19 protein-coding genes are annotated in these 20,877 nt (G+C 64.1%); 5 read left to right on the top strand and 14 right to left on the bottom strand.

All coding sequences use genetic code 11. From position 1 onward, the window contains the following. The 5 genes from BBG20_RS18800 to BBG20_RS18780 form a co-directional block, all read right to left on the bottom strand. A complete protein-coding gene (locus tag BBG20_RS18800; protein WP_065905855.1) occupies positions 1 to 855 on the bottom strand; it encodes an ABC transporter permease in 855 nt (284 codons plus the stop codon). Beyond that, the gene (locus BBG20_RS18795; RefSeq protein WP_065905853.1) at positions 852 to 1,793 is read right to left on the bottom strand and encodes an ABC transporter permease; all 942 of its coding nucleotides are present in this window, start codon (positions 1,791 to 1,793) and stop codon (positions 852 to 854) included. Before BBG20_RS18795 ends, BBG20_RS18800 begins: the two co-directional genes overlap by 4 nt. 12 nt (positions 1,794 to 1,805) lie before the next feature. Beyond that, positions 1,806 to 3,362 (bottom strand): ABC transporter substrate-binding protein, encoded by a 1,557-nt coding sequence (locus BBG20_RS18790; protein ID WP_065905851.1) that lies wholly within the window; start codon positions 3,360 to 3,362, stop codon positions 1,806 to 1,808. A gap of 266 nt (positions 3,363 to 3,628) precedes the next feature. After that, entirely contained in the window at positions 3,629 to 3,895 is a 267-nt protein-coding gene (locus tag BBG20_RS18785; RefSeq protein ID WP_226940003.1) for a hypothetical protein, read from the bottom strand. A gap of 80 nt (positions 3,896 to 3,975) precedes the next feature. Next, positions 3,976 to 4,482, bottom strand: coding sequence for a GNAT family N-acetyltransferase (locus BBG20_RS18780; RefSeq protein WP_065906117.1), 507 nt, complete (start codon positions 4,480 to 4,482; stop codon positions 3,976 to 3,978). Positions 4,483 to 4,662: 180 nt separating this feature from the next. Between BBG20_RS18780 and BBG20_RS18775 the strand changes: the two genes are divergently transcribed. Next, on the top strand, positions 4,663 to 5,535 hold the full coding sequence (locus BBG20_RS18775; RefSeq protein ID WP_065905849.1) for an undecaprenyl-diphosphate phosphatase: 873 nt from the start codon (positions 4,663 to 4,665) through the stop codon (positions 5,533 to 5,535). 64 nt (positions 5,536 to 5,599) lie between these two features. Here the strand turns inward: BBG20_RS18775 and BBG20_RS18770 are convergent, their stop codons facing one another. Genes BBG20_RS18770 through BBG20_RS18750 form a run of 5 tightly spaced genes read right to left on the bottom strand, consistent with a single transcriptional unit; the run spans position 5,600 to position 10,078 of the window. Further along, positions 5,600 to 6,562, bottom strand: a complete 963-nt coding sequence (locus tag BBG20_RS18770) for a Dyp-type peroxidase (RefSeq protein ID WP_065905847.1) — start codon at positions 6,560 to 6,562, stop codon at positions 5,600 to 5,602. A gap of 49 nt (positions 6,563 to 6,611) precedes the next feature. Continuing rightward, entirely contained in the window at positions 6,612 to 7,430 is an 819-nt protein-coding gene (locus tag BBG20_RS18765) for a sugar phosphate isomerase/epimerase family protein (RefSeq protein ID WP_065905844.1), read from the bottom strand. A gap of 1 nt (position 7,431) precedes the next feature. After that, on the bottom strand, positions 7,432 to 8,631 hold the full coding sequence (locus BBG20_RS18760) for an NAD(P)/FAD-dependent oxidoreductase (RefSeq protein WP_065905842.1): 1,200 nt from the start codon (positions 8,629 to 8,631) through the stop codon (positions 7,432 to 7,434). After that, positions 8,628 to 8,954 carry a MocE family 2Fe-2S type ferredoxin gene (locus BBG20_RS18755; protein WP_065905839.1) on the bottom strand — a complete coding sequence of 109 codons (327 nt, stop codon included), beginning with the start codon at positions 8,952 to 8,954 and terminating at the stop codon, positions 8,628 to 8,630. The genes BBG20_RS18760 and BBG20_RS18755 overlap by 4 nt, the downstream gene beginning before the upstream one ends. Positions 8,955 to 8,983: 29 nt before the next feature. Further along, the gene (locus tag BBG20_RS18750; RefSeq protein WP_065905837.1) at positions 8,984 to 10,078 is read right to left on the bottom strand and encodes a fatty acid desaturase family protein; all 1,095 of its coding nucleotides are present in this window, start codon (positions 10,076 to 10,078) and stop codon (positions 8,984 to 8,986) included. A gap of 162 nt (positions 10,079 to 10,240) precedes the next feature. Between BBG20_RS18750 and BBG20_RS18745 the strand changes: the two genes are divergently transcribed. Continuing rightward, positions 10,241 to 11,290, top strand: coding sequence for a LacI family DNA-binding transcriptional regulator (locus BBG20_RS18745; protein ID WP_065905835.1), 1,050 nt, complete (start codon positions 10,241 to 10,243; stop codon positions 11,288 to 11,290). A 262-nt stretch (positions 11,291 to 11,552) separates the two neighbouring features. On the opposite strand, the gene BBG20_RS18740 is transcribed toward BBG20_RS18745, so the two are convergent. After that, a complete protein-coding gene (locus BBG20_RS18740; RefSeq protein ID WP_065905832.1) occupies positions 11,553 to 13,517 on the bottom strand; it encodes a sigma-54 interaction domain-containing protein in 1,965 nt (654 codons plus the stop codon). A gap of 184 nt (positions 13,518 to 13,701) precedes the next feature. Between BBG20_RS18740 and BBG20_RS18735 the strand changes: the two genes are divergently transcribed. Genes BBG20_RS18735 through BBG20_RS18725 form a run of 3 tightly spaced genes read left to right on the top strand, consistent with a single transcriptional unit; the run spans position 13,702 to position 16,443 of the window. Further along, positions 13,702 to 14,721, top strand: a complete 1,020-nt coding sequence (locus BBG20_RS18735) for a Gfo/Idh/MocA family oxidoreductase (protein ID WP_065905830.1) — start codon at positions 13,702 to 13,704, stop codon at positions 14,719 to 14,721. Continuing rightward, complete coding sequence (locus BBG20_RS18730) at positions 14,718 to 15,497, top strand: TIM barrel protein (protein WP_065905829.1); 780 nt, start codon at positions 14,718 to 14,720, stop codon at positions 15,495 to 15,497. The genes BBG20_RS18735 and BBG20_RS18730 overlap by 4 nt, the downstream gene beginning before the upstream one ends. Positions 15,498 to 15,516: 19 nt before the next feature. Further along, on the top strand, positions 15,517 to 16,443 hold the full coding sequence (locus BBG20_RS18725; protein WP_065905828.1) for a sugar ABC transporter substrate-binding protein: 927 nt from the start codon (positions 15,517 to 15,519) through the stop codon (positions 16,441 to 16,443). Positions 16,444 to 17,429: 986 nt separating this feature from the next. On the opposite strand, the gene yghU is transcribed toward BBG20_RS18725, so the two are convergent. From yghU to BBG20_RS18710, 3 genes are read right to left on the bottom strand one after another with little or no spacing between them, the layout of a single operon-like run. After that, positions 17,430 to 18,266 (bottom strand): glutathione-dependent disulfide-bond oxidoreductase, encoded by an 837-nt coding sequence (gene yghU / locus BBG20_RS18720; RefSeq protein ID WP_065905826.1) that lies wholly within the window; start codon positions 18,264 to 18,266, stop codon positions 17,430 to 17,432. A 2-nt stretch (positions 18,267 to 18,268) separates the two neighbouring features. Next, positions 18,269 to 19,714, bottom strand: coding sequence for an efflux transporter outer membrane subunit (locus tag BBG20_RS18715; RefSeq protein ID WP_083221434.1), 1,446 nt, complete (start codon positions 19,712 to 19,714; stop codon positions 18,269 to 18,271). After that, positions 19,707 to 20,876 carry an efflux RND transporter periplasmic adaptor subunit gene (locus BBG20_RS18710; protein ID WP_065905824.1) on the bottom strand — a complete coding sequence of 390 codons (1,170 nt, stop codon included), beginning with the start codon at positions 20,874 to 20,876 and terminating at the stop codon, positions 19,707 to 19,709. Before BBG20_RS18710 ends, BBG20_RS18715 begins: the two co-directional genes overlap by 8 nt. Between the last annotated feature and the right edge of the window lies 1 nt (position 20,877).

Here is a 20,877-nt window from a genome sequence, read left to right as displayed (position 1 = left end):
TCACTTCCTCATCCGGGGGTCGAGACGATCGCGCAGGGCATCGCCAAACAGGTTGATCGCCAGCAGCGTCAGGCAGATAAACAGCCCGGGGAACACGCCCAGCCACGGCGCCGAGGCGATATACGGCCGGCTGCTCGCGAGCATGTTGCCCCAGGTCGCTGCCGGGGGCGGCACGCCCAGGCCGAGGAAGCTCAAGGCGCTTTCCGACAGCAGCGCCCAGCCGAACATGCTGGTGGCCAGTACACACAACGGCGCCAGGCAGTTCGGCGCGATGTGCCGCAGCATGGTGTACAGCTCGGAGTTGCCGATCACCCGCGAAGCTTCGATGTACTCCAGCTCGCGCAGGGACAGCACGGTGCCGCGCACCACGCGCACCACCGACGGCGTGTAGGCGATGCCCAAGGCGAGCACGATCCCGTATTTGCTCGCACCGATGATCGCCATGATGCCCAGGGCCATGAGAATGCCCGGAAACGCCAGCAAGGCATCGTTGAACATCATCAGCACGCGGTCGGTCCAGCCGCGTAGGTAACCGGCGAGCATGCCGATCAGGGTGCCGGCCAGCACGGCCACGCTGACCGTCAGCAGGCTCACCCACAGGCTGGTGCGCGCGCCGATCAACAGGCGGCTGAACACGTCGCGACCGAACTCGTCGGTGCCCAGCCAGTGCGTGGCCGAGGGCGCCTGGAAGCGCGACATCAGGTCGATTTTCAGCGGGTCGAACGGTGACCACACCAGGCCCATCAACGCCAGCGCAATCAAGGCCACCAGCAGCCCGCCGCCGATCAGGGCATTGGCCGGCGCCCACACGCGTCGACGCCTGGCCTGCACGGGCACGGCAATACTCGAACTCATAACTTCACCCTTGGATCGAACAGCGGATAGAGCAGATCCACACACAGGTTGACCAGCACGTAGATAAAGGTGATCAGCAACAGGCAGCCCTGCAGCACCGGGTAGTCGCGGGCGAAAATCGCATCCACCATCAAGCGGCCTATGCCTGGCAGGGTGAACACGGTTTCCAGCACCGCGATGCCGCCCAGCAGGTTGCCGAGGATCAGCCCCACCAGGGTCCAGGTCGGGGCGAAGGCGTTGGGCAATGCGTGTTTCCACAGCACCGCGCGCTCCGACAAGCCCTTGGCGCGGGCATGGGCGATGTACTCCAGGCGCAATACTTCAATGGTGCTGGCCCGCGCCATGCGGGTGATCGCGCCGACTTCCACCAGCGTCAGGGTCACCACCGGCAGCACCATGTAGCTGATCGCCTGCCACGGCGCCTGGGCGAAACTGACGTAGCCCACCACTGGCAGCCAGCCGAGCTGGATGCCAAAGGCATGCAGCAGCAGCAGGCCGAGCCAGAAGCTGGGGATCGACAGCAGCAAGGTCGCCACCGACACCAGGCCGAGGTCAAGCGCAGTGTTCTGTTTCCAGGCGGCTATCAGGCCGATGGGCACCGCGATCAGCGTGGCGAACAACACCGCCACCAGCACGATGGTCGCGCTGACGCTGAAGCGGTCCAGGATCAGCGGCAACACCGCCTGCTTGGTGCTGATGGAAAAGCCCAGGTCAAAGCTCAACACCGCCTTGAACCAGATCAGGAACTGCGTCACCAACGAGTGATCCAGGCCCAGAGTGTGGCGCATCTCGGCCAGGCTCTGGGGGTCGGCCATATCGCCGAGCATCAGCAGCGCCGGGTCGCCCGGGATCAGGCGAATCAAGGCGAAGACCATCACCGAAATCAGCAACAGCGTCGGGATCGCCATCCCGAGTTTTTGCAGGATAAAACGCAACATGCTCAGGCCTCGTTAATGGGCAGCGAGGCTGACGCCCCACAACCGTGGCGACGACACCGGCCACGAATGGAAGCCCTTGACGCTGTCCCGCAGCGCTGCGGCGACCGTGCCGTTGTAGATGATCACCATCGGCGTGTCGTGGATCATCATCGTGTGCAACTGGTCGAACAGCGCCTGGCGCCTGGCCGTGTCACTCTCGCGCACCGCTTCGCGCAGCACCGCCTGCGCCTGGGGGTTGTCCCAGACCTTGCGCGGCTCCTTGCTCTTGTCGCCCATCAGTGAATCGAAGCTGGTGGCCGGGTCGAGGCGCGACGAATAAGAGAACGCCATCATCTGGTAGTTGCCGCTCTGGTAGCGCTCCAGCTGCGTGCCCCACTCCAGGGTTTCCATCTGGATATTCAAGCCACTGGCCACCGCCATCGCCTGGCTGAGCAGGCCCATGTCGAACATCTGCGAATAGCGTTTGTTGACGATCATCTTGATCGGCTGGCCGTGGTAGCCGGCCTCGCTGAGCAAGCGCTGGGCTTCCTGCGGGTCATAGCGATAACCCTGCCTGGCGGTGGCGCTGTAGAACGGGCTGGTCTGGGGGATGGCCGAGTTGTTCGGCTCCGAGGTGCCGTTGGACAGGGCGTTGACCATTTGCCCGTAGTCCAGGGAATGGGCGATGGCCTGGCGGATGCGCACATCCTTGAGCAGTGGGTCGTTGGTCTGGAACAGCAAGCCGCAGATCGCCATGATCGGGCTGAACGAGATCTGCACACCCGGCGTGGTTTTCAACTCCTGGGCATCGCTGGCGCTGACATTGGGCAGCAGGTCGATGTTGTTGGACATCAACGCGGCCTTGGCCGATGACGGGTCGGGGATCACCATGAAACGTACGGCGTCGACCAATGCGGTCTTCTTGCCGGTAAAGCCATCCGGCCCGGCCTCGTCGCGCGGGCTGTAGTCCTTGAAGCGCGAGAGCACCACGTATTGGCCGGGTTTCCATTCATCGAGGCTGAACGGGCCGGTGCCGATCGGCGCCTTCCAGCTGCCGTCCGCCGCCAGCGAATCGCGGTGCAGGATGCCGCTGCCGCCGCAATCGGGGCGCGCCATGGAAGCCAGGAACAGGCCGCTGGGCTGGTCGAGGTGGAACACCACGGTCAGCGGGTCCGGCGCATCGATGCCGGTAATTTTCGCCCCGCCACGGCCATCGAATTCGGCCAGGCAGCGCCACTGGGTTTTCGGGTCGAGGTAGCGCTCCCAGGTCCACTTCACGTCGGCGGCGGTCAAGGTCGCGCCATTCTGGAAGTGCACGCCGTCGCGCAGCTTGAAGGTGTAGGTCATGCCGTCAGCGGAGCGTTGCACCTCACGAGCCAGCAACGGGCCGACGGAGGCGTCTTCACGGTGGGCCACCAGGCCTTCGACGATGTGCAGCATCACCGTGTCGGTGTTTTCGTCACGGTTGACGCCCGGCTCGGTGCTGCGGATGTCGGCATTCAAGCCGACGCGCAAGGTGGTCTGGGCCTGCGCAAGGCCGGCGCCGAGTGCGAGGGTGACGCACAGCGTGCCATTGAGTAAGCGATTCACGGGAGATGTTCTCCTTCGCTGAAGAGACCGGCCTGGGGCAGGAGCCGGCTTCAAGCCTGTGTTAGGTCGTTGTTGTTATGGCCTGGCCTGAGGTCAGTGCCGCGGATGTTTTTTGTTTTTTTAAATTCGCCGGGACATATTCACAGTACAAGCCCGGCTTGTAAATGTTTTTTTGTGCATATAAAAACATTGCCGACTAAGCGGTGTTTTTCTCCAGGCAACAAAAAAGAGGCCGAAGCCTCTGTTGGGGCAAACCCGCGCCTGCCCTAGCGGCAGTGGTAAGGACTTTCGCTCTTGAGCTCTTCGCCGGTGTTGAGGTCACGGATGGTCACCGTGGCTTTCGGGAAGTTCTGGCAGAACATGTTGCGCGACGAGTAGATGGCACTGCCGTGGCTGGTGATGACCATCGGGATCGGCGCACCGGAGACGTCGACGGCCGTGACGTTGTAGTCACCCGAGAGGGTCACGCAACCGCCGAGCATCAGCAGTGCGGCAGCCGCCGCCAGGTACTTGATCGAAGCAGACATAGGCATTTCGCATCCTTGTGAAATTCAGGGCCAGGGTGGTCGACGAGGCTAGGAGCGGCTTGGCCGCCTTGAGTTCAACCCTGTGTTCAGTGCAGCGCCGCGCGGGTAATCAGGTAGCTCACCAGTTGCGGGTCATCGTCCAGCTCGAGGGTCTGCACCGGGCGTGGCAGGTTATCCAGCACCGTGCGCCAGAACGCCTGGGACACTTCGTCCTGGTCATAGAAGCGCACCAGCCAATTGGCGTGGCCACTGCACAACACCTGCGTGGCGATGGCGCGGCCAATGCCTTTGCGGCGATAGCGCTTGAGGATAAACAGGTCGGCCAGTTCCAGGGCGTCGAGGCCCGGCAACTCACTGCCTTCGATCAGCAGGAAGCCGGCGATATAGCCATCGACCAGCAGCAGGTTGGCGCTCCACTGCGGATCCTGCCAGTAACGGGTCAGGTGTTCGTCGTGGATGTAGAAGCGGCCATCGGCCTCGACGTCTTCCTGCTCCCAGTCCGACGACTCGTAGGCGTAGTACTGGTAGAGATTGCGGATCAGCTCGGCGTCTTCCGGCCCGGTCTGGATCAGTTCAACAGTGGTTTCAGGCATGGGGGTCTCGGTGAAAAAACGCAGGGCGCCATTGTTCACAAATCCTCTCGCCAGGCCAATACATTGTCTAACCTTTCTGCTTGCTGAACCGAATGCGGATTTGTCTGGCGAGGCCTAAAACTTTGAAACATTTGGAATAAACTCCGCCAGCCCTCCCCTTTTTCTCCAAGGACATGCATTTTGACAAACGTCTGTTCCGCCGGCCTGGATGTAGGCTTTGCCTCCCTGGATTACCTGCAGATATTTATCCTGGGCGTGATCCAGGGCATTACCGAGCTGCTGCCGGTGTCGTCCACCGCCCACATGCGTGTGGTGCCCGCCCTGCTCGGCTGGCAGGATCCCGGCTCGGCGTTTTCGGCGGCGATGCAGCTGGCGGCGCTGGCGGCGGTGGTCAGTTATTTCTGGCGTGATGTGCGCCAGGTGGTCACCGGCAGCATCGGTGCGGTGCGCCAGGGCGACTACGACAATCAGTGGTTCAAGCTGGCGGTGGCGATTGTGCTGGCGACCATTCCGATCGGCATTGCCGGCCTGGCCCTGTCCTCGACGTTGAACGCCTGCAACTCGCCGTTGCGCGGGCTGATGGTGATCGGCATTTCCTGCGTGGTGATGGCCGTGCTGCTGGCGGTGGCCGAAGTGCGTGCCCGGCATACCCGCGACATGAGCCAGATGCGCCTGCGCGATGCACTGATCGTCGGCATTGCGCAGATCGGCGCGCTGATCCCCGGCGTGTCGCGCTCCGGTTCGACGCTGACGGCCGCGTTGTTCCTCAACTTCAAACGCGAGGAAGCCGCGCGATTTTCGTTCCTGCTCGGCCTGCCCGCCATCGCCCTTGCCGGCTTGAAAGAGCTGTGGGTGCTGCTGCACGCCGACATGCCCGTACACGCCTGGCCGCACCTGATCTTTGGCCTGGTGGTGGCCAGCGTCTCGGCGTTCTTTGCGATCTGGGGCCTGATGAAGTTTTTGGAACGGTTCTCCACCTGGCCGTTTGTGATTTACCGCGCGTTGCTCGGGGTGTTCCTGATCGTCGCAGTCAGTACCGGCTTGCTGAGCTAAAACCGCTTCTGTAGTAGCCGGCTTGCCGGCGCCTACAGTTGGGATGCGTACTTCCTGGGTCGTGCTATTGCCCGATCGTTCGGTCGGCCAGCTCTTCCAGCAGGTCGGCCGAGGGCACGAAGAACAGGCCGCCGGTGACCGCCGTGCTGAAGTCCAGCAAACGGTCATAGTTGCCCACCGGGCGGCCGACGAACATGTTCTCCAGCATCAACTCCAGCGGCTCCGGCGAGCGTGCGTAGCCGATGAAGTAGGTGCCGAACTCGCCGGCACCCGGGCGGCCGAAGGGCATGTTGTCACGCAGGATTTTCACTTCCTCGCCGTTCTTGTCGGTGATGACCGTCAATGCGCTGTGGGAGTTGCTCGGCTTGGTCTCCTCATCCAACTCGATATCCGAGAGTTTCGTGCGCCCGATCACCTTCTCCTGGGCTTCGACTGTCAGGCCGTTCCAGGCTGTCATGTTGTGCAGGTACTTCTGCACCAGCACATAGCTGCCGCCCTCGAATTCCGGGTCTTCGGCGCCGACGATGGTGAACCCCACGGCCTTGCGGCCTACCGGGTTTTCCGTGCCGTCGACAAACCCGATGATGCTGCGCATGTCGAAGTAGCGAAACCCCTGGACTTCATCCACCACCTTGACACTGTCGCCCAGCGCAGCCATCACGTGGGTGGCGAGTTCAAAGCACAGGTCCATCTGCTCGGCGCGGATATGCAGCAGGATATCGCCGGGCGTCGACACCGCCATGCGCCCTTCCACACCGAACTCCCGGAACGGGTGCAGCGCCGCCGGGCGTGGTGCGCCGAACAATCGATCCCAGGCATCCGCGCCAAACCCGCAGACACAGGTCAAGTTGCCCGCCGGCACCCGCTTGCCCACCGAACGCACCAGCCCGGCGATGTCCGCGCACCAGGCGCGCACGTGATCTTCACGGCCTGGGGTGACGGTGGCGACCATGAAGATCGCGCTGCTGGTGATCGGGTGGCAGACGGACTGCGGCTCAAGAGGCGGCTGAACGGAGGAAGTCGGCATGGGGCAAATCCAGGCTAAGGGCGAGAGTGAACCCGCGCAGATTAGCAGATCATTTCTGACACTCCTGCCACACATCGCGAATCAACGCCTTGAGCTTGAGCGCTTCGGCCCAGCGATCACTGATCTCGCGACCGTCGGCGCCGGTGATCGCATAGGGCGGCGGGCCGAGTTCGCAGGTGAAAGACAGGCTCTGCGGGGTGTCGGGACGCGCCAGCCAGTCCTCGATGCCGTAGCGCCACCAGCCGGTAAACCGCTCGACCCACGCTTGATGCTGGGGAAATTCGAGCGACACCTGCACCTGCTCGCTGCTCGCCACGCGGCCATGGAAGCCCCAGCTGTGACGCAGGATCGTGCGTATCTGTTGATCATCCTCGACGGCCCCGGGCTCGGGCAACTCGCGGCCGACCACGTAGTGCGACAGGTCCGCCAGCAGCTTCAGGTCGGGCATCTGCGCCAGCAGGTCGAGGGTGAACAACAGGTCATTGGTGAGGCGATAACGGTGGGTTTCCAGCAGCACCGGAAAGTCCACCTGCTCGGCGAGGCGCTGCCAGCCTTCGACCAGCCTGGCGGCCTCGGCCTGGCTGCGCGGCCGCACATCGGCTTGCAGGGTCAGGTGATGGCAGCCATGACGGCTGATGACATCCAGCGCCGCCGCCAGATCATCCACCGTTTGCGGGAATAACTGCCCCTCGATCTGCAAGCCGCAGGCGCTGGCGGCGGCGTGCAGGCGCGCGACATCCGCGGCTTTCCAGTAATGGTCGGTGACGCCATCGAAACCGGCGGCGGCGATGCGCTCCAGCTGTGCTTCCAGGGGACCGGGCTCGGTTTGCATGGCCCACAGCGATTGAAATACCAGAAATTGGCGCATATCAGCCTCGCAGCAATTGTTTAAGCGACAGGTCGGGGTCGGCCAGGCTGGTGGGGTTGAGTGGGATGCGTGCACTGATCAGCCGTTCGCAGAGCTTGATGTCCTTGGCCACGCTGTTGCCCGGCGCCCAGCCGCAGGCGCCTTGCAGGTGGTGCTCGGCATCCAGGTAGAACAGCAGCAGGCCGCCCGTGGGCAAGGGTCGGCTGACGGTCAGCGCGGTGCTCACGCCCACCGTCTGCAAGCCCCAGTCGTACTGGTCGGACCAGAAACCGGGAAGCGACTCGAACGCCAGCTCGCGCCCCAGCAGGTTCAGCGCGGCGTGCCGGCCCTGGGCCTCGGCATTGCGCCAGGTTTCCTGGCGCTGATACTGGCCGTCCAGACGAAACTCGCAGACATCGCCGGCCGCGTAGACATTCGGCGCGCTGGTGCGCAAGTGTGCGTCGACACGAATGCCCTGCCCGACGTCCAAGCCCGCCGCTGCAGCCAATTCGATATTGGGCTGCATGCCGATACCGACCACCACCAGGTCGCAGGGCAACCGTTGCCCATCGACCAGCACTACCGCGTCAGCGTCGATGGACTCCAGGGCCACATTCAAGCGCACCTCCACGCCGTGAAGGCGGTGCACGTCCAGCAAGGCTTCAGAGATGACCGGCGGCAGCACGCGCCCGGCCAGGCGTGGACCAGCCTCCAGCAAGGTGACGTCGCACCCGAGGCCGCGCGCCGTTGCCGCCACCTCCAGGCCGATAAAGCCACCACCGATCACCACCAGCCGAGCGCCTGGGCGCAACGCGGCTTTCAGGGCCAGCGCTTCATCGTGGGTGCGCAGGTACAACACATTCGCCTGGGCCTGGGGCAGGCGGCGCGCCCTGCCCCCGGTGGCCAGCAGCAACCCGGCATAGGCCAGCCACTGGCCGTCGGCCAATTGCAGGCGCTGCTGCGCGGGGTCCAATTGGCGCACCGGGTTGCCGGCGATGTGTTCAATGTCCAACTCGGCCAGCCGCGCCTCGTCGCACAGGCTGCACCCCGCCAGGTCGATGCTGCCCTGCAACAAGCCCTTGGACAGCGGCGGGCGCTCGTAGGGCAAATGCGCTTCATCGCCGATCAGGATCAGGCGCCCGCTGTAGCCTTCTTCGCGCAGGGTCAGCGCCGCACGGCCACCGGCATGGCCGGCGCCGACGATGATCAGGGCGTCGTTCATCCTGCGGCCGTGACGGCGAGCAACACCCGCCCCGCTTCGACCCGCACCGGATAAGTCTTGAGATTGACGCAGACCGGCGCGCCGAGGGCCTTGCCGGAGCGGTAATCGAAACGCCCGTTGTGCTTGGGGCACTCGATCACGTGGTCCATCACCAGGCCGTCGGCCAGGTGGATTTTTTCGTGGGTGCACAGGCCGGCGGTGGCGAAAAATTCATTCTCGGCCGAGCGATACACCGCATAGGTATGTGGTCCGTGGTCGAAGCGCATCACGTCTTCTTCGTCTATTTCGCCCACGGCGCAGACGTCGATCCATTGATCGTTCATGGCGATTATCTCTTGTTTTTTAAAGGGGCTCAGCCTGCAGTGGCTTCTGCATGCACGGCGGTCGTGGCGGCGGGCTGGGTGCGCTGGCCAATCGGGCGTTGCACGAAGTACGTGGGATCGCTGCGCTGCTTCCAGATCGTCGGCAGGATCTCTTTGTACGCCTCGAGGATATTCGCGTACGGCGGCGGGCAGTCGCCGCGAATCTCTTCATGCAGCTGCGCCAGGGCGTGGTACGGCACCATTGGGTACATGTGGTGCTCGAGGTGGTAGTTCATGTCCATGTAGATAAAGCGCAGCACCCGGTTCATGTAGATGGTGCGGCAGTTGCTGCGGTGGTCCAGCACATCTTCGGCCAGGCCCACGTGCTGGGTGAGGCCGAACAGGTAGCCAAGCCAGGCCCCATAGAGGCTCGGCAGGCCCACCAGCATCAGCGGCAGCCAGCTGTGCAGGTACAGCGCAGTGCCGATGACCAGCGCATAAATGCCGACCCAGATACGCGCGGCGCGAAACACCTTGGGCCACTCGGATTCGGGGATGAAGTCCTGCTCCTGCGCACTCATCTGGCCGATGGCATGGCGGGCCACGCCACTGAAGGTTTTCCAGGCCAGCGGCAGGTTGAACAGGCTGAGAAACATCATCCACAGGCTGGGCGGGCGCGGCTCGACGATCTCCGGGTCGCGGCCGACAACGATGGTGTCGGTGTGATGCCGGGCATGGCTCCAGCGCCACACATGGGGTTCGAAGATGCACATGAAGCTCGCCACCTGGTACAGCGCGTCGTTCATCCAGCGGGTCTTGAACGCGGTGCCGTGGCCGGTTTCATGCCAGCGCGGGTTGGACGCCGTGCCGTAGAGCACGCCGTAGGCCATGAAGAACGGTACGCAGGCCCATGAGCCCCAGAACCAGTAGCCGCCAAAGCCGGTGACCAGCAGCGCCGAGATCCAGAGAGCGGTGTCGAGCAAGGCCGGGCCGTCGCGGCGCTGCATCAATTCTTTCATGCGTTTACGCGAAATCGGCGATTGGTACCAACTGGCCGAGACCAGGCCTTTTTCCGCCGCGCGGGCAGCCTCAGGGCCGGTCAGGCTGTAGTCACGACGGGTGGGATGAGCGGTGTGTCCAGGCATTGTTATTGTTCTCCGCAAGCGTGGGTGTTCAGGTGCCTTGCGAAAGAAACCATAGAGCCTGGGTAAATCACCCTCAAGGCCTTGAATCCATTCCCTATCAAGCTATCATCCAGGCCCAGCGGGGCTTGATAGTTTTCTATCAAGACGCTCAATGGGCCTGTCATGAACAACAATAAACGCCCGACCATCGCCACCGTGGCCGCCCAGGCGGGCCTCAGTGTGGCCACCGTCGACCGGGTCCTGAATGCCCGCGCGCCGGTCAATCCGGACACCGCCGAACAGGTGTTCCAGGCCGCCGAAGCCGTGGGCTATTTTGCCGCGCGACTGATCGGCCAACGCATTCGCGAACGCCGTCCCACCTACCGCTTCGGCATCCTGCTGCTGGGCACCGCCCAGGCGTTCTACGCCAACCTCGCACACTCGATCAGCGACGCCGCGCAGCACCACGCCACGGCCAACCTGACCTGTCAGTTCGACTACATCAACGACCGCACACCCAGCGCCATCGTCGCGCAGATCGAGCAACTTGCCGTGCAATGCGATGCGCTCGCGGTGGTCAGCTTTGCCCATCCGCTGATCAACGCCTGCCTGGCGCAAATCCGCGCGGCCGGCGTGCCGGTGGTCGCGTTGCTTTCGGATATCCATGAACACGGCGTCGAGCCCTATGTCGGCCAGGACAATCACGTGGTCGGACGCACCATGGGTTGGCTGCTCGCCCGCACCTGCGGCGCACGCAAAGGCAGCGTCGGGATCCTGTTGGGTGGCCACCGTTTCCTCGGTCACCAGGCGCGGGTCGAAGGCCTGCACAGCTACCTCGCCGAACACGCGCCGGGCCTCAAGCCACTTGAGCCGCTGATCAACCTCGACAACTGCGACATCACCGAAGAAGCCACCCTCGACCTGCTCACCCGCCACACCGACCTGCGCGGCCTGTGCGTGGTCGGCGGTGGCGGCGACGGCGTGATCAACGCCCTGGCGCAACTGCCCAAGCGCCCGACGCTGTGCAGCATCCTGCAGGAGTCCACCGCGCTGTCCCGCCAGGCACTGAGCCAGGGCCTGATCGATGTGGTGATGGACTCACAGCCCCGGCAGACGGCGCACGCACTGGTGCAGTTGCTGGTGCAATTGCAAAGTGGCGAAGGGTTTGATCCGCTGCGGCATCGGGTGCATATAGCGCCGCAGATCGTGACGTCGGAGAACATGGGGGCTTGAGGGCTGGTGCTTGGGGGACGCGGAGCGTCCGTGGAGGCATTCCCACGCAGAGCGCGGGAACGATCAGTAGGTAGCGTTTTTTCATGGCTTGTAAAGGGCCAGCAAGGCCATCTGGGACAATCCTCGCCGCTGCTGGAATCGGTGGCCCGTCTGCGTTTAGGGTGGCTCTGTGTCCGGAGCATCTTAGGGTGCGCTGCCCCGCAGTTCAGCCAAAGACCGCGCCATCGATCCTTACCTGCCCACCCTACTGTGAAGGCGCCGGCTACAGGGGGCTGCGAAAATCTGCGGCACTCAGGCCAAACCGGCTCATCTTGTTGTACAGCCCACCCCGCGACACGTTCAGTTGCCGCGCGGCCAGGCGGATGTTGCCGCGGGTGGTGGTGAGTGCGGCGACGATGGCGTGCATTTCGTGGCTGCTCAGGTCCTGGGCGGGCTGGGGTTCGTAGTGGCGCAGGGTGGCGCGCGGTCTGGTTTCCAGGGGTAGATCGGCCGCCTGGATCAGTTCGCCCGTCGCCAGGTTGGTGGCGCGCTCCACGCTGTTTTCCAGCTCACGCACATTGCCCGGCCAGGCGTAGGCCGAGAGCATTTCCAGCGCTTCGGGGGAAAAGCCCTGCACCGTTTTACGCAGCGAACGCGCACAGCGCGCAAGAAAGTGCCGCGCCAGCAACGGGATATCTTCACGGCGCATGCGCAGGGGCGGCACGGTCAGGTTCAGCACGTTGAGGCGGTAGTAGAGGTCTTCACGGAATGCACCCTCGGCCACCGCCTGGCTGAGGTTGCGGTGGGTGGCGGCAATGATGCGCACGTCCACCTGCCGCGAGTTCTTTGCACCGACGCGGGTGATTTCACCCTCCTGCAACACTCGCAACAGGCTGACCTGGGCGTCGAAGGACATGTCGCCGATTTCGTCGAGAAAAATAGTGCCGCCATCCGCCAATTCGAACTTGCCCGCCGAGCCGCCACGGGCCGAGCCGGTGAAGGCCCCTTCGACGTGGCCAAACAGTTCGCTTTGCACCAGGTCCCGTGGGATCGCGCCGCAATTGACCGCCACAAACGGGCCATTGGCGCGGTCGCTGGCATTGTGGATGGCCTGGGCGAACAGCTCCTTGCCGGTGCCGCTTTCGCCGAGGATCAGCGTGGTGGACTCACTGCGACTGGCGATGCGCCCCAGGTGCAGCGCGTCCTGGATGGCCCGCGAGGTGCCCTGGATGGTGTCGAAGGTGTAGCTCGCCTGGGTGCCGACGATGCGCCGGGTGATCTCGCGGATGCGCCGGTTTTCACGCAGGGACACGATTACCCCGCCCTGCTCCAGCGGGCACACCGAGACCAGGCACGCGAGCTGGCTGCGATTGTGCAGGTGAAAGGTGCAGTCGAGATCGCGAACCGCCTCACCCAGCGCGGCGCTCAATTCACTGCGGCCCAGGCGCTGGAACGGCTGGCCGAGCAGTTCCAGCCCCACGCCGAACAACTGCCGGGCATAACGGTTGAGGGCCTTGATGCAGCCGCGCTCATCCAGCACCACCAAGCCTTCGTTGAGCACTTCGAGCACCGTTTGCTGTTCTTCCAACAACCCTTGCAGGGCCATTTGCCGCGACACCGCCTCGGCCGCCGCCTGCACCGTGCCCAGGGTATGAAAGTGAAACCAGCCGGGTTCGGCGGTCAGGGTCAGCATGGCCAGCGTCTGGCCCTGGGCGTTTTTGATCGGCGCCGCGGCGCAGTGCATACGGCGCTGGCGCAGGCCGCTGGCGAAGTTTTCCTCGGCCAGCACGTACACCAGATGGTCCTCGGCCAGCGCCAGGCCGGTGCAGTTGGTGCCCTGGACCGACTCGAGCAGGCGACTGCCAACGGGGGTGATATCCAGCCCACAGAAATACAGGGTGATGCCATCGGCATCGGTGAGGTTGATATGGCCGCGCGGGTTGTAGGCCAGCAGCCCATGCATGACTTGCGCTGCTGCGGCGATCAGCACGCGATGGCTGGCCAGGGTGGCGGCAAGCGTATCGGCGCTGGCAAAGCGGTAGGCGTTGTCTGCCGGGTCGATCCCGGCCTCGACGCTGCGCCGCCATGAATCCCAAATCACCTGGCGGACCGCCACCGGGCGTTGGACCTGGCCACTCCGGCAAGCCTGCCACGCGTGCTCCAGCGCGGCCACCGGGCCGTCGTTGAGCGCCGCCGGCCCCAGGGCCGTGAGGTAGTCGAGGTCTTGCACGCTGAACGCCATGCTCATCGGATTATCCATGTGTAGATTTTTGACATGTCAGTATAGACATGTCATTGAAATGAACACATTTTGTTTATTTAGATTAATTAATCCTTACACATCAATAACTTGTGAATTGGCACAGGCTTTGCTCCTGCCCCTATGCCTGCCAGGACCGTCCTGGGGCCAACAATAAAAAAGGGGTCACTTCATGAGTACACAGAACATCCGCCTGGGTTTGATCGGTGCCGGTCGCATGGGCAGCTTTCACGGCCTTACCGCCGCCCGGCATATCCCCGGCGCCTGCCTGGCCGCCATTGCCGACCCGACCCCAGGCCAAGCCGCACGGCTGGCGGCGGAACTGGGCGTGGAGAAGGTCTACACCGACCCGCAGCAGTTGCTCGACGACCCGGACATCGATGGCGTGCTCATCGCCGCCCCGGCCCGCAGCCATGCCGAACTGGTGATCCGCGCCGCGCGCGCCGGCAAGGGCATCTTCTGTGAAAAACCCATGGCCATCACCCTCGATGAAGCCGACCGCGCCATCGCCGCCGCTGCCGATGCGCGGGTGCCGCTACAAGTCGGGTTCAACCGACGATTCGCCAAGAGCTTTCGCACCGCGCACCTCGACGTGGCGGCCGGGCGTATCGGCACGCCGCAGCTGTTGCGCTCATTGACCCGCGACCCGGCGCTGAACAACCCGGCCAACTCGCCACAGTGGGTGATCTTCCTGGAAACCCTGATCCACGACTTCGACACCCTGCGCTACCTCAACCCCGGCGCCGAAGCGCTGCAGGTGTATGTGATGGCCGATGCGCTGATCGCCCCGGAATACAAAAGCAAAGGGTTCCTCGACACCGCCGTGGTTGCGATCCGCTTTGACAACGGTGCGATTGCCACCGCCGAAGCCAACTTCCAGGCGGTGTATGGCTACGACGTGCGCGGCGAAGTGTTCGGCAGCGCAGGCATGCTGAGCATGGGCAGCCTCAACGAGTCGGACCTGGTGCGCTACCTCGCCGAGGGCATCCAGGCCGACACGCAGCGCATGGACACTGACCTGTTGCGCGACGCCTACATCGCCGAGCTCAACCATTTTGTCGACTGCCTGCGCACCGGCGCCCAGCCCCTGGCCAGCGGCGAAGACGCGCGCGCAGCCCTGGCAATTGCCCGCGCCTGCATCGAGTCATTCGAAACCGGCAAGGCCGTGGCCGTGCAGGGAGCCCGCCGATGATCCCGTTCAAACTGGCGATCAGCGCGGAGATGGTGTTTCTCGACCTGCCGTTTGTCGAGCGCGTACAGCGCATTCATGCACTGGGTTTCAGCGCCGAAATCTGGAGCTGGACCGACAAGGATATCGCCGCACTGGCGGCCACCGGCGCTGACTTCACCTCCATGACCGGCTATATCAGCGGCACCCTCACCGACCCCGACGGCATCCGGTCATTGCTCGACAGCGCACGCGAGTCCCTGGGCGTGGCCGCGCAGCTGAACTGCCCGAGCCTCAACCTGCACGGTACCGGACTGGGTGAAGGCGGCCTGCCGGTGCGGCCCGTCACCCAGACCACCGGGCGCATGTGGCTGAGCGCGTGCAAGACCCTGGAAAAAATCGCACGCCTGGGCGAAGACGCCGGTCGTGTGTTCCTGCTGGAAAACCTCAACACCGAGGTCGACCACCCCGGTGTGCCGTTCGCCCGCGCCGACGAGACCCTGGCGCTGATCGAAGCCGTGGGCAGCCCGCACTTGAAGATGAACCTGGACCTGTACCACGCGCAGATCGGCGAAGGCAACCTGATCGAACTGATCCAGCGTGCCGGCAGCGCCATCGGTGAAATCCAGGTAGCCGACGTGCCCGGGCGCCAGGAGCCGGGCACCGGCGAGATCCACTACCCGGCCATCGCCAGGGCCTTGCACGCCATGGGTTACACCGGCGTGGTCGGCCTCGAAGGCTGGGCCAGCGGCGACAGCGAGCTGGCCCTGGAGCGGTTCCGTCAAGCGTTCACCCTATAACAATAAAAGGAACATTCTCATGCATCGCTATTCATTGATCGTTGCCGCGTTTCTATTGCTGTTCAGCCAATGGAGCTTCGCCGCGTACCGCATCGGCGTGAGCATCGCGCGGGTCGACGACAACTTCATGACCTACGTGCGCACCGGCCTTGAAGCCGCCGCCAAACAACAGGACGTGCAGATCCAGTTCGAGGACGCCCAGGGTGATGTAGTGCGCCAACTCAACCAGGTCGAAGGCTTCCTCAACCAGAAAGTCGATGCGGTGATCGTGCTGCCGGTCGACACCTCGGCCACCGCCAACATGACCCGCGCCGCCGTCGCCAGCAAAATCCCGCTGGTGTACGTCAACCGTCACCCGGACGAACGTACGCTGCCCAAGGGCGTGGTCACCGTGGCCTCCAACGATATCGAGGCCGGGCAACTGCAGATGCGCTACCTGGCGGAAAAACTCGGCGGCAAGGGCAATGTGGCGATCATCATGGGCGACCTCGCGCAGAACGCTACCCATGACCGCACCGAAGGCGTCAAGCAGGTACTCAAGGACTTTCCCGGTATCAACATCGTCGAGCAGCAGAGCGCCGAATGGCAACGCAGCAAAGGCATGGACCTGACCAGCAACTGGCTGCTGGCGGGCACGCCGTTCGACGCGATCGTGGCGAACAACGATGAAATGGCGATCGGCGCCGCCATGGCATTGCAGCAGGCGGGCAAGGCCAAGGGCGAGATCGCGATCGTCGGCATCGACGGCCTGCCCGATGGCTTGGCCGCGATCAAGCGCGGGTTGCTCACTGCCTCGGTGTTCCAGGACCCCAAGGCCCAGGCCACCCAAGCGGTGCAATCGGCGATCCGGATGATCAAGGGTGAACCGATTGAATCGGAAGTGTGGGTGCCGTTCGAATTGATCAAGCCCGAGCAGGTGGCGGTGTTCGAACAGCGCTACAAATAGGCGGGTACATGAAGATCCACATGCGGAGGCGGCCGGGCACAGGAATTAGGCCAGCCCCTCCAAAAACTGTGGGAGGTGAGCCAGGCACAGAACTCAGTCCAGCCACAAATCAGTGTGGGAGCTGGCTTGCCTGCGAAAGCGGTGGGTCAGCTGCATCATGGTTGACTGCCCCCCCGCCTTCGCGGGCAAGCCCGCTCCCACAGTGGAACTGTGTGAGGCAAAGGAATTAGGCCAGCCCTCCACAAACTGTGGGAGGTGAGCCAGGCACAGGAATCAGGTCAGCCCCTCCAAAAACTGTGGGAACTGAGCCAGCCACAGAATTCAGTCCAGCCACAAATCAGTGTGGGAGCTGGCTTGCCTGCGAAGGCGGTGGATCAGCTACATCATGGTTGACTGACCCACCGCATTCGCGAGCAAGCCCGCTCCCACAGTAGAACTGTGTGAGGCAAAGGAATTAGGCCAGCCCTCCACAAACTGTGGGAACTGAGCCAGGCACAGAATTCAGTCCAGCCACAAATCAGTGTGGGAGCTGGCTTGCCTGCGAAGGCGGTGGATCAGCTACATCATGGTTGGCTGACCCACCGCATTCGCGAGCAAGCCCGCTCCCACAGTGGAACTGTGCCAGACACAGGAATCAGGCCAGCCTCTCCACACACTGTGGGAGCTGAGCCAGGCACAGGAATCAGGTCAGCCCTTCCACAAACTGTGGGAACTGAGCCAGCCACAGAATTCAGTCCAGCCACAAATCAGTGTGGGAGCTGGCTTGCCTGCGAAGGCGGTGGGTCAGCTACATCATGGTTGACTGACCCACCGCCTTCGCGAGCAAGCCCGCTCCCACAGTGGAACTGCGCCAGGCACAGGAATCAGTCCAGTCCCTCCAAAAACTGTGGGAGCTGAGCTAGACACAGAAATCAGGCCAGCCTCTCCACAAACTGTGGAACCTGAGCCAGGCACAGGATTGAGGCCGGCCACACGTTCACCGACTGTCAGTCCAGATCACTCGCATCGTGCCGCTCTGCCAGCTGCTCTTCCGGCGCCCCTGAAACTCGGTTCACCCGCCGCCCGCGCTGCACGGCAGGTCGCGCTTCGATCGCCTCGGCCCAGCGCAGCACGTGCTTGTACTCGTGCACCGACAAGAACTCCGCCGACTCCCCATACAAGCGGCCTTTAACCAACCCGCCATACCAGGGCCAGATTGCAATGTCGGCGATGGTGTATTCATCCCCGGCAATGTACTCGCTCACCGCCAGGCGCTGGTCCAGCACATCCAGCTGCCGCTTGGTTTCCATGGCAAAGCGGTTGATCGCGTACTCCATCTTGCTCGGCGCATAGGCATAGAAATGCCCGAAACCACCGCCCAGGTACGGCGCGCTGCCCATCTGCCAGAACAGCCACGACAGGCACTCGGCACGCGCGGCGGGCTCTGTCGGGAAGAATTCCCCGAACTTCTCCGCCAGGTACTGCAGGATCGCGCCGGACTCGAACACGCGGATCGGCTGCGCACCGCTGTGATCCATCAAGGCCGGAATCTTCGAGTTCGGGTTAACCGCGACAAAGCCGCTGCCGAACTGGTCGCCGTCGCCGATCTTGATCAGCCAGGCGTCGTATTCCGCGCCGGTGTGCCCCAGGGCCAGCAGTTCTTCCAGCAGGATGGTGACCTTCTGCCCGTTGGGTGTGGCCAGGGAGTACAGCTGCAGCGGGTGCTTGCCCACCGGCAAGACCTTTTCGTGCGTCGCGCCGGCGATGGGCCGGTTGATACTGGCGAAGGTGCCGCCACTTTCGGTGTCCCAGGTCCAGACCTTCGGGGGTACGTAGTCGGTCATGCTTACTTCTCCTTGGTTTCAGTACTGTTCGATGTCGCCAGTTGGGCCACGTTCCATCCGCCGCCCAGGGCCTTGATCAGGCCCACATTAGCGCTCAATTGCTGGGTTTGCAGTTGCAATACGCTGCGCTTGGCGTCCAGCGCCGCCACCTGGGCGGTCACCACGTCCAGATAGGCCACCGCGCCCTGGCGGTAACGCGAGGTAGACAGGTCCTCGGCGTATTGCGCCGCAGCGGCAGCATCACGTTGATCCTCCAGGGCCGCGCCCAGGCCGGCGAGCTGCGACAGGTTGTCTTCGACCTGCTCGAACGCCGCCAACACCACGCCGCGGTATTTGGCCGCCGCTTCATCGGTGGCAGCCTTGGCAATGTCCACCTGCGCCTGGCGCGCGCCGCCGTCGAACAGCGTGCCCACCAGCGACGGGCCAATCGCCCAGAATAGGTTCGGCGCACTCAGCAGGCGGGCAAACTCGTCACTTTGATAACCGCCCTGCGCACTCAGGGTGATCTGCGGAAACCACGCGGCCTTGGCCACGCCGATACGCGCATTGGCGGCCGCGATCCGGCGCTCGGCAGCGGCGATATCCGGGCGCCGTTGCAACAGGCTGGACGGCACGCCGGTCGGCACCGTCGGCAAGGCTATCGGCGCGACATTCACCGCCACGCTATAGGTCGACGCCGACTCGCCGAGCATCGCCGCGATCGAATGCTCGAGCAGCGCGCGTTGCACCTGGCTCTGGCTCAACTGCGACTTGACCGTCGACAGCTGCGTGCGCGCCCGCGCCACATCCAGCCCGGAGACGATGCCGCCGCCGTGCAGGCCTTCGGTCAGGCTCAAGGCCTTGGCGTAGGCGTCGCGGCTCTGCGCCAGCAGTTGGTTCTGCCAGTCGATGCCGCGCAGGCGCAGGTAACTGTCGGCCAGTTGCGCCTGCAGGCTCAGGCGCACCGAGGCGAGGTCGGCCTTGGCCGCTTCAGAATCACTGGTGCCCGCGGCGACGGTGTCGCGCACGCGGCCCCACAAGTCGACTTCATAGTCGACCTCCAGGCCCAGGGTCGCGGAGTTGTAGATATCCGGCGAGGTTGCCGAGCGCAGCGGCTTGGTGTCCGACTGGCGAATGCGCTGGCCGTTGCCAATCGCCGACACCGTCGGGAACAGCCCCGAGCGCGCCTGGGCCACATAGCCCTGGGCTTGCTGATAGTGCGCCAGCGCCGCGCTGAGATCCGGGTTATTACGCAGCAACTGTTGCTCCATCGTCTCCAGCTGCGGGTCGTTGTAGAGGCGCCACCAACCGTCACGGTTGGCCTGGTCGTCGGGGCTGGCGACGGTCCATGGCCCTTGGGTGCGGAACTGCGCCGCCACCGGCGTGGGCGGCACCTTGAGTGGTGGTGCGAGGGAACAGGCGCCCAGGCCCAGGCAGGCGGCCAGGGCCAGCAACGTAGGCTTAGCCATGGGGTTTGATCTCGACAGGCGCGGCGGCCAATTGCACCGCATCATCATCGGCAAGGCCATCCGGCGGCGTGTCGATCACGCGGTCGGCGGCCTGCAGGCCACTGGCGATTTCCACGCTGTCGCCAAAGTCGCGGGCGATGCTCACGGTCTTGAAACGCACGTGGTCCTGCGCATCCAGGGTCGCGACGCGCATGCCCTTGTCATCGAAAACCAACGCGCTGGACGGCACGCGCACCACGTCGGCCTGCACCGGCAGGTCGAACTGCACGCTGGTGTAGCCGCCGGGCAAGAGCCGTCCACCGGGGTTGTCGACCAGCAGCTGCACGAGGGTGCTGCCGGACGCCGCGTTCACCGCATCGGCGGTGGCGATCACCTTGCCGGTGAAGGTTTCGCCACGGTATTCCGGCACGCTCAAGCGCGCAGTGGTGCCTTCGCGGATCTGCGGTGAGAAGGTCTGCGGCACTTGCACGTAGACGCGCAGGCGGCTGACATCGGCCACCGCGAACAGCTCCTTGCCGGCCGTGCCGCCGGCGCTGATCAACGCGCCGACATCCGTGCTGCGGGCGGTGACCACCCCGGCAAAGGGTGCCACCAGGCGCTGGAAGCCCTTGGTCGCGACCAATTGGTCGACGTTCGCCTTGGCCGCCGCCACCTTGGCCTGCTTGGCGGTCAGGTCACCGGTGCGCTCATCGACGTCCTGGCGCGACACCGAATCGGTCGACAGCATGGCCTGCCAGCGCTTGGCGGTGGTCTGGGCCAGGTTCGCATCGGCCTGGGTCGACGCCAGCGTGGCGCGGGCCTGCAGCAACTGCTGGTCGAGTTCGGGGGTGTCGATTTCAGCGAGCACCTGCCCGGCCTTGACGCGAGTGCCGATGTCGACGTTCCAGGATTTCAGGTAGCCATTGACCCGCGCAAAGATCGACGCGCGCGAATACGCCTCCATGCGCCCCGGCAGATTGAGCACCGGGCCCTGGGCGATGACCACCGGTTTGATCAGGGTCACGCTGGGCAAGGCCTGGGCGTCGGTCCAGGTCTTGAGATCCCGCGACTCACTGGCGCGCACGCCGATGCCGACCACAACGATAAGCACCACGACCACCCCGCCCACGATCAGCCACAGCAGGCCACGGGAAGACTTTGGTTTGGAAAGAGCAACGGACATG

Source organism: Pseudomonas aylmerensis, from assembly GCF_001702265.1.
Classification (GTDB): domain Bacteria; phylum Pseudomonadota; class Gammaproteobacteria; order Pseudomonadales; family Pseudomonadaceae; genus Aquipseudomonas; species Aquipseudomonas aylmerensis.
This window is presented reverse-complemented; position numbering and strand designations above follow the sequence as displayed.

What these genes read in the sequence shown, in the direction of transcription:
- BBG20_RS18800 (WP_065905855.1), bottom strand. Translation starts at nt 855, where the DNA reads ATGAGTTCGAGTATTGCCGTGCCCGTGCAGGCCAGGCGTCGACGCGTG.
- BBG20_RS18795 (WP_065905853.1), bottom strand. Translation starts at nt 1,793, where the DNA reads ATGTTGCGTTTTATCCTGCAAAAACTCGGGATGGCGATCCCGACGCTG.
- BBG20_RS18785 (WP_226940003.1), bottom strand. Translation starts at nt 3,895, where the DNA reads ATGCCTATGTCTGCTTCGATCAAGTACCTGGCGGCGGCTGCCGCACTG.
- BBG20_RS18780 (WP_065906117.1), bottom strand. Translation starts at nt 4,482, where the DNA reads ATGCCTGAAACCACTGTTGAACTGATCCAGACCGGGCCGGAAGACGCC.
- BBG20_RS18770 (WP_065905847.1), bottom strand. Translation starts at nt 6,562, where the DNA reads ATGCCGACTTCCTCCGTTCAGCCGCCTCTTGAGCCGCAGTCCGTCTGC.
- BBG20_RS18765 (WP_065905844.1), bottom strand. Translation starts at nt 7,430, where the DNA reads ATGCGCCAATTTCTGGTATTTCAATCGCTGTGGGCCATGCAAACCGAG.
- BBG20_RS18760 (WP_065905842.1), bottom strand. Translation starts at nt 8,631, where the DNA reads ATGAACGACGCCCTGATCATCGTCGGCGCCGGCCATGCCGGTGGCCGT.
- BBG20_RS18755 (WP_065905839.1), bottom strand. Translation starts at nt 8,954, where the DNA reads ATGAACGATCAATGGATCGACGTCTGCGCCGTGGGCGAAATAGACGAA.
- BBG20_RS18750 (WP_065905837.1), bottom strand. Translation starts at nt 10,078, where the DNA reads ATGCCTGGACACACCGCTCATCCCACCCGTCGTGACTACAGCCTGACC.
- BBG20_RS18745 (WP_065905835.1), top strand. Translation starts at nt 10,241, where the DNA reads ATGAACAACAATAAACGCCCGACCATCGCCACCGTGGCCGCCCAGGCG.
- BBG20_RS18740 (WP_065905832.1), bottom strand. Translation starts at nt 13,517, where the DNA reads ATGAGCATGGCGTTCAGCGTGCAAGACCTCGACTACCTCACGGCCCTG.
- BBG20_RS18735 (WP_065905830.1), top strand. Translation starts at nt 13,702, where the DNA reads ATGAGTACACAGAACATCCGCCTGGGTTTGATCGGTGCCGGTCGCATG.
- BBG20_RS18730 (WP_065905829.1), top strand. Translation starts at nt 14,718, where the DNA reads ATGATCCCGTTCAAACTGGCGATCAGCGCGGAGATGGTGTTTCTCGAC.
- BBG20_RS18725 (WP_065905828.1), top strand. Translation starts at nt 15,517, where the DNA reads ATGCATCGCTATTCATTGATCGTTGCCGCGTTTCTATTGCTGTTCAGC.
- yghU (WP_065905826.1), bottom strand. Translation starts at nt 18,266, where the DNA reads ATGACCGACTACGTACCCCCGAAGGTCTGGACCTGGGACACCGAAAGT.
- BBG20_RS18715 (WP_083221434.1), bottom strand. Translation starts at nt 19,714, where the DNA reads ATGGCTAAGCCTACGTTGCTGGCCCTGGCCGCCTGCCTGGGCCTGGGC.
- BBG20_RS18710 (WP_065905824.1), bottom strand. Translation starts at nt 20,876, where the DNA reads ATGTCCGTTGCTCTTTCCAAACCAAAGTCTTCCCGTGGCCTGCTGTGG.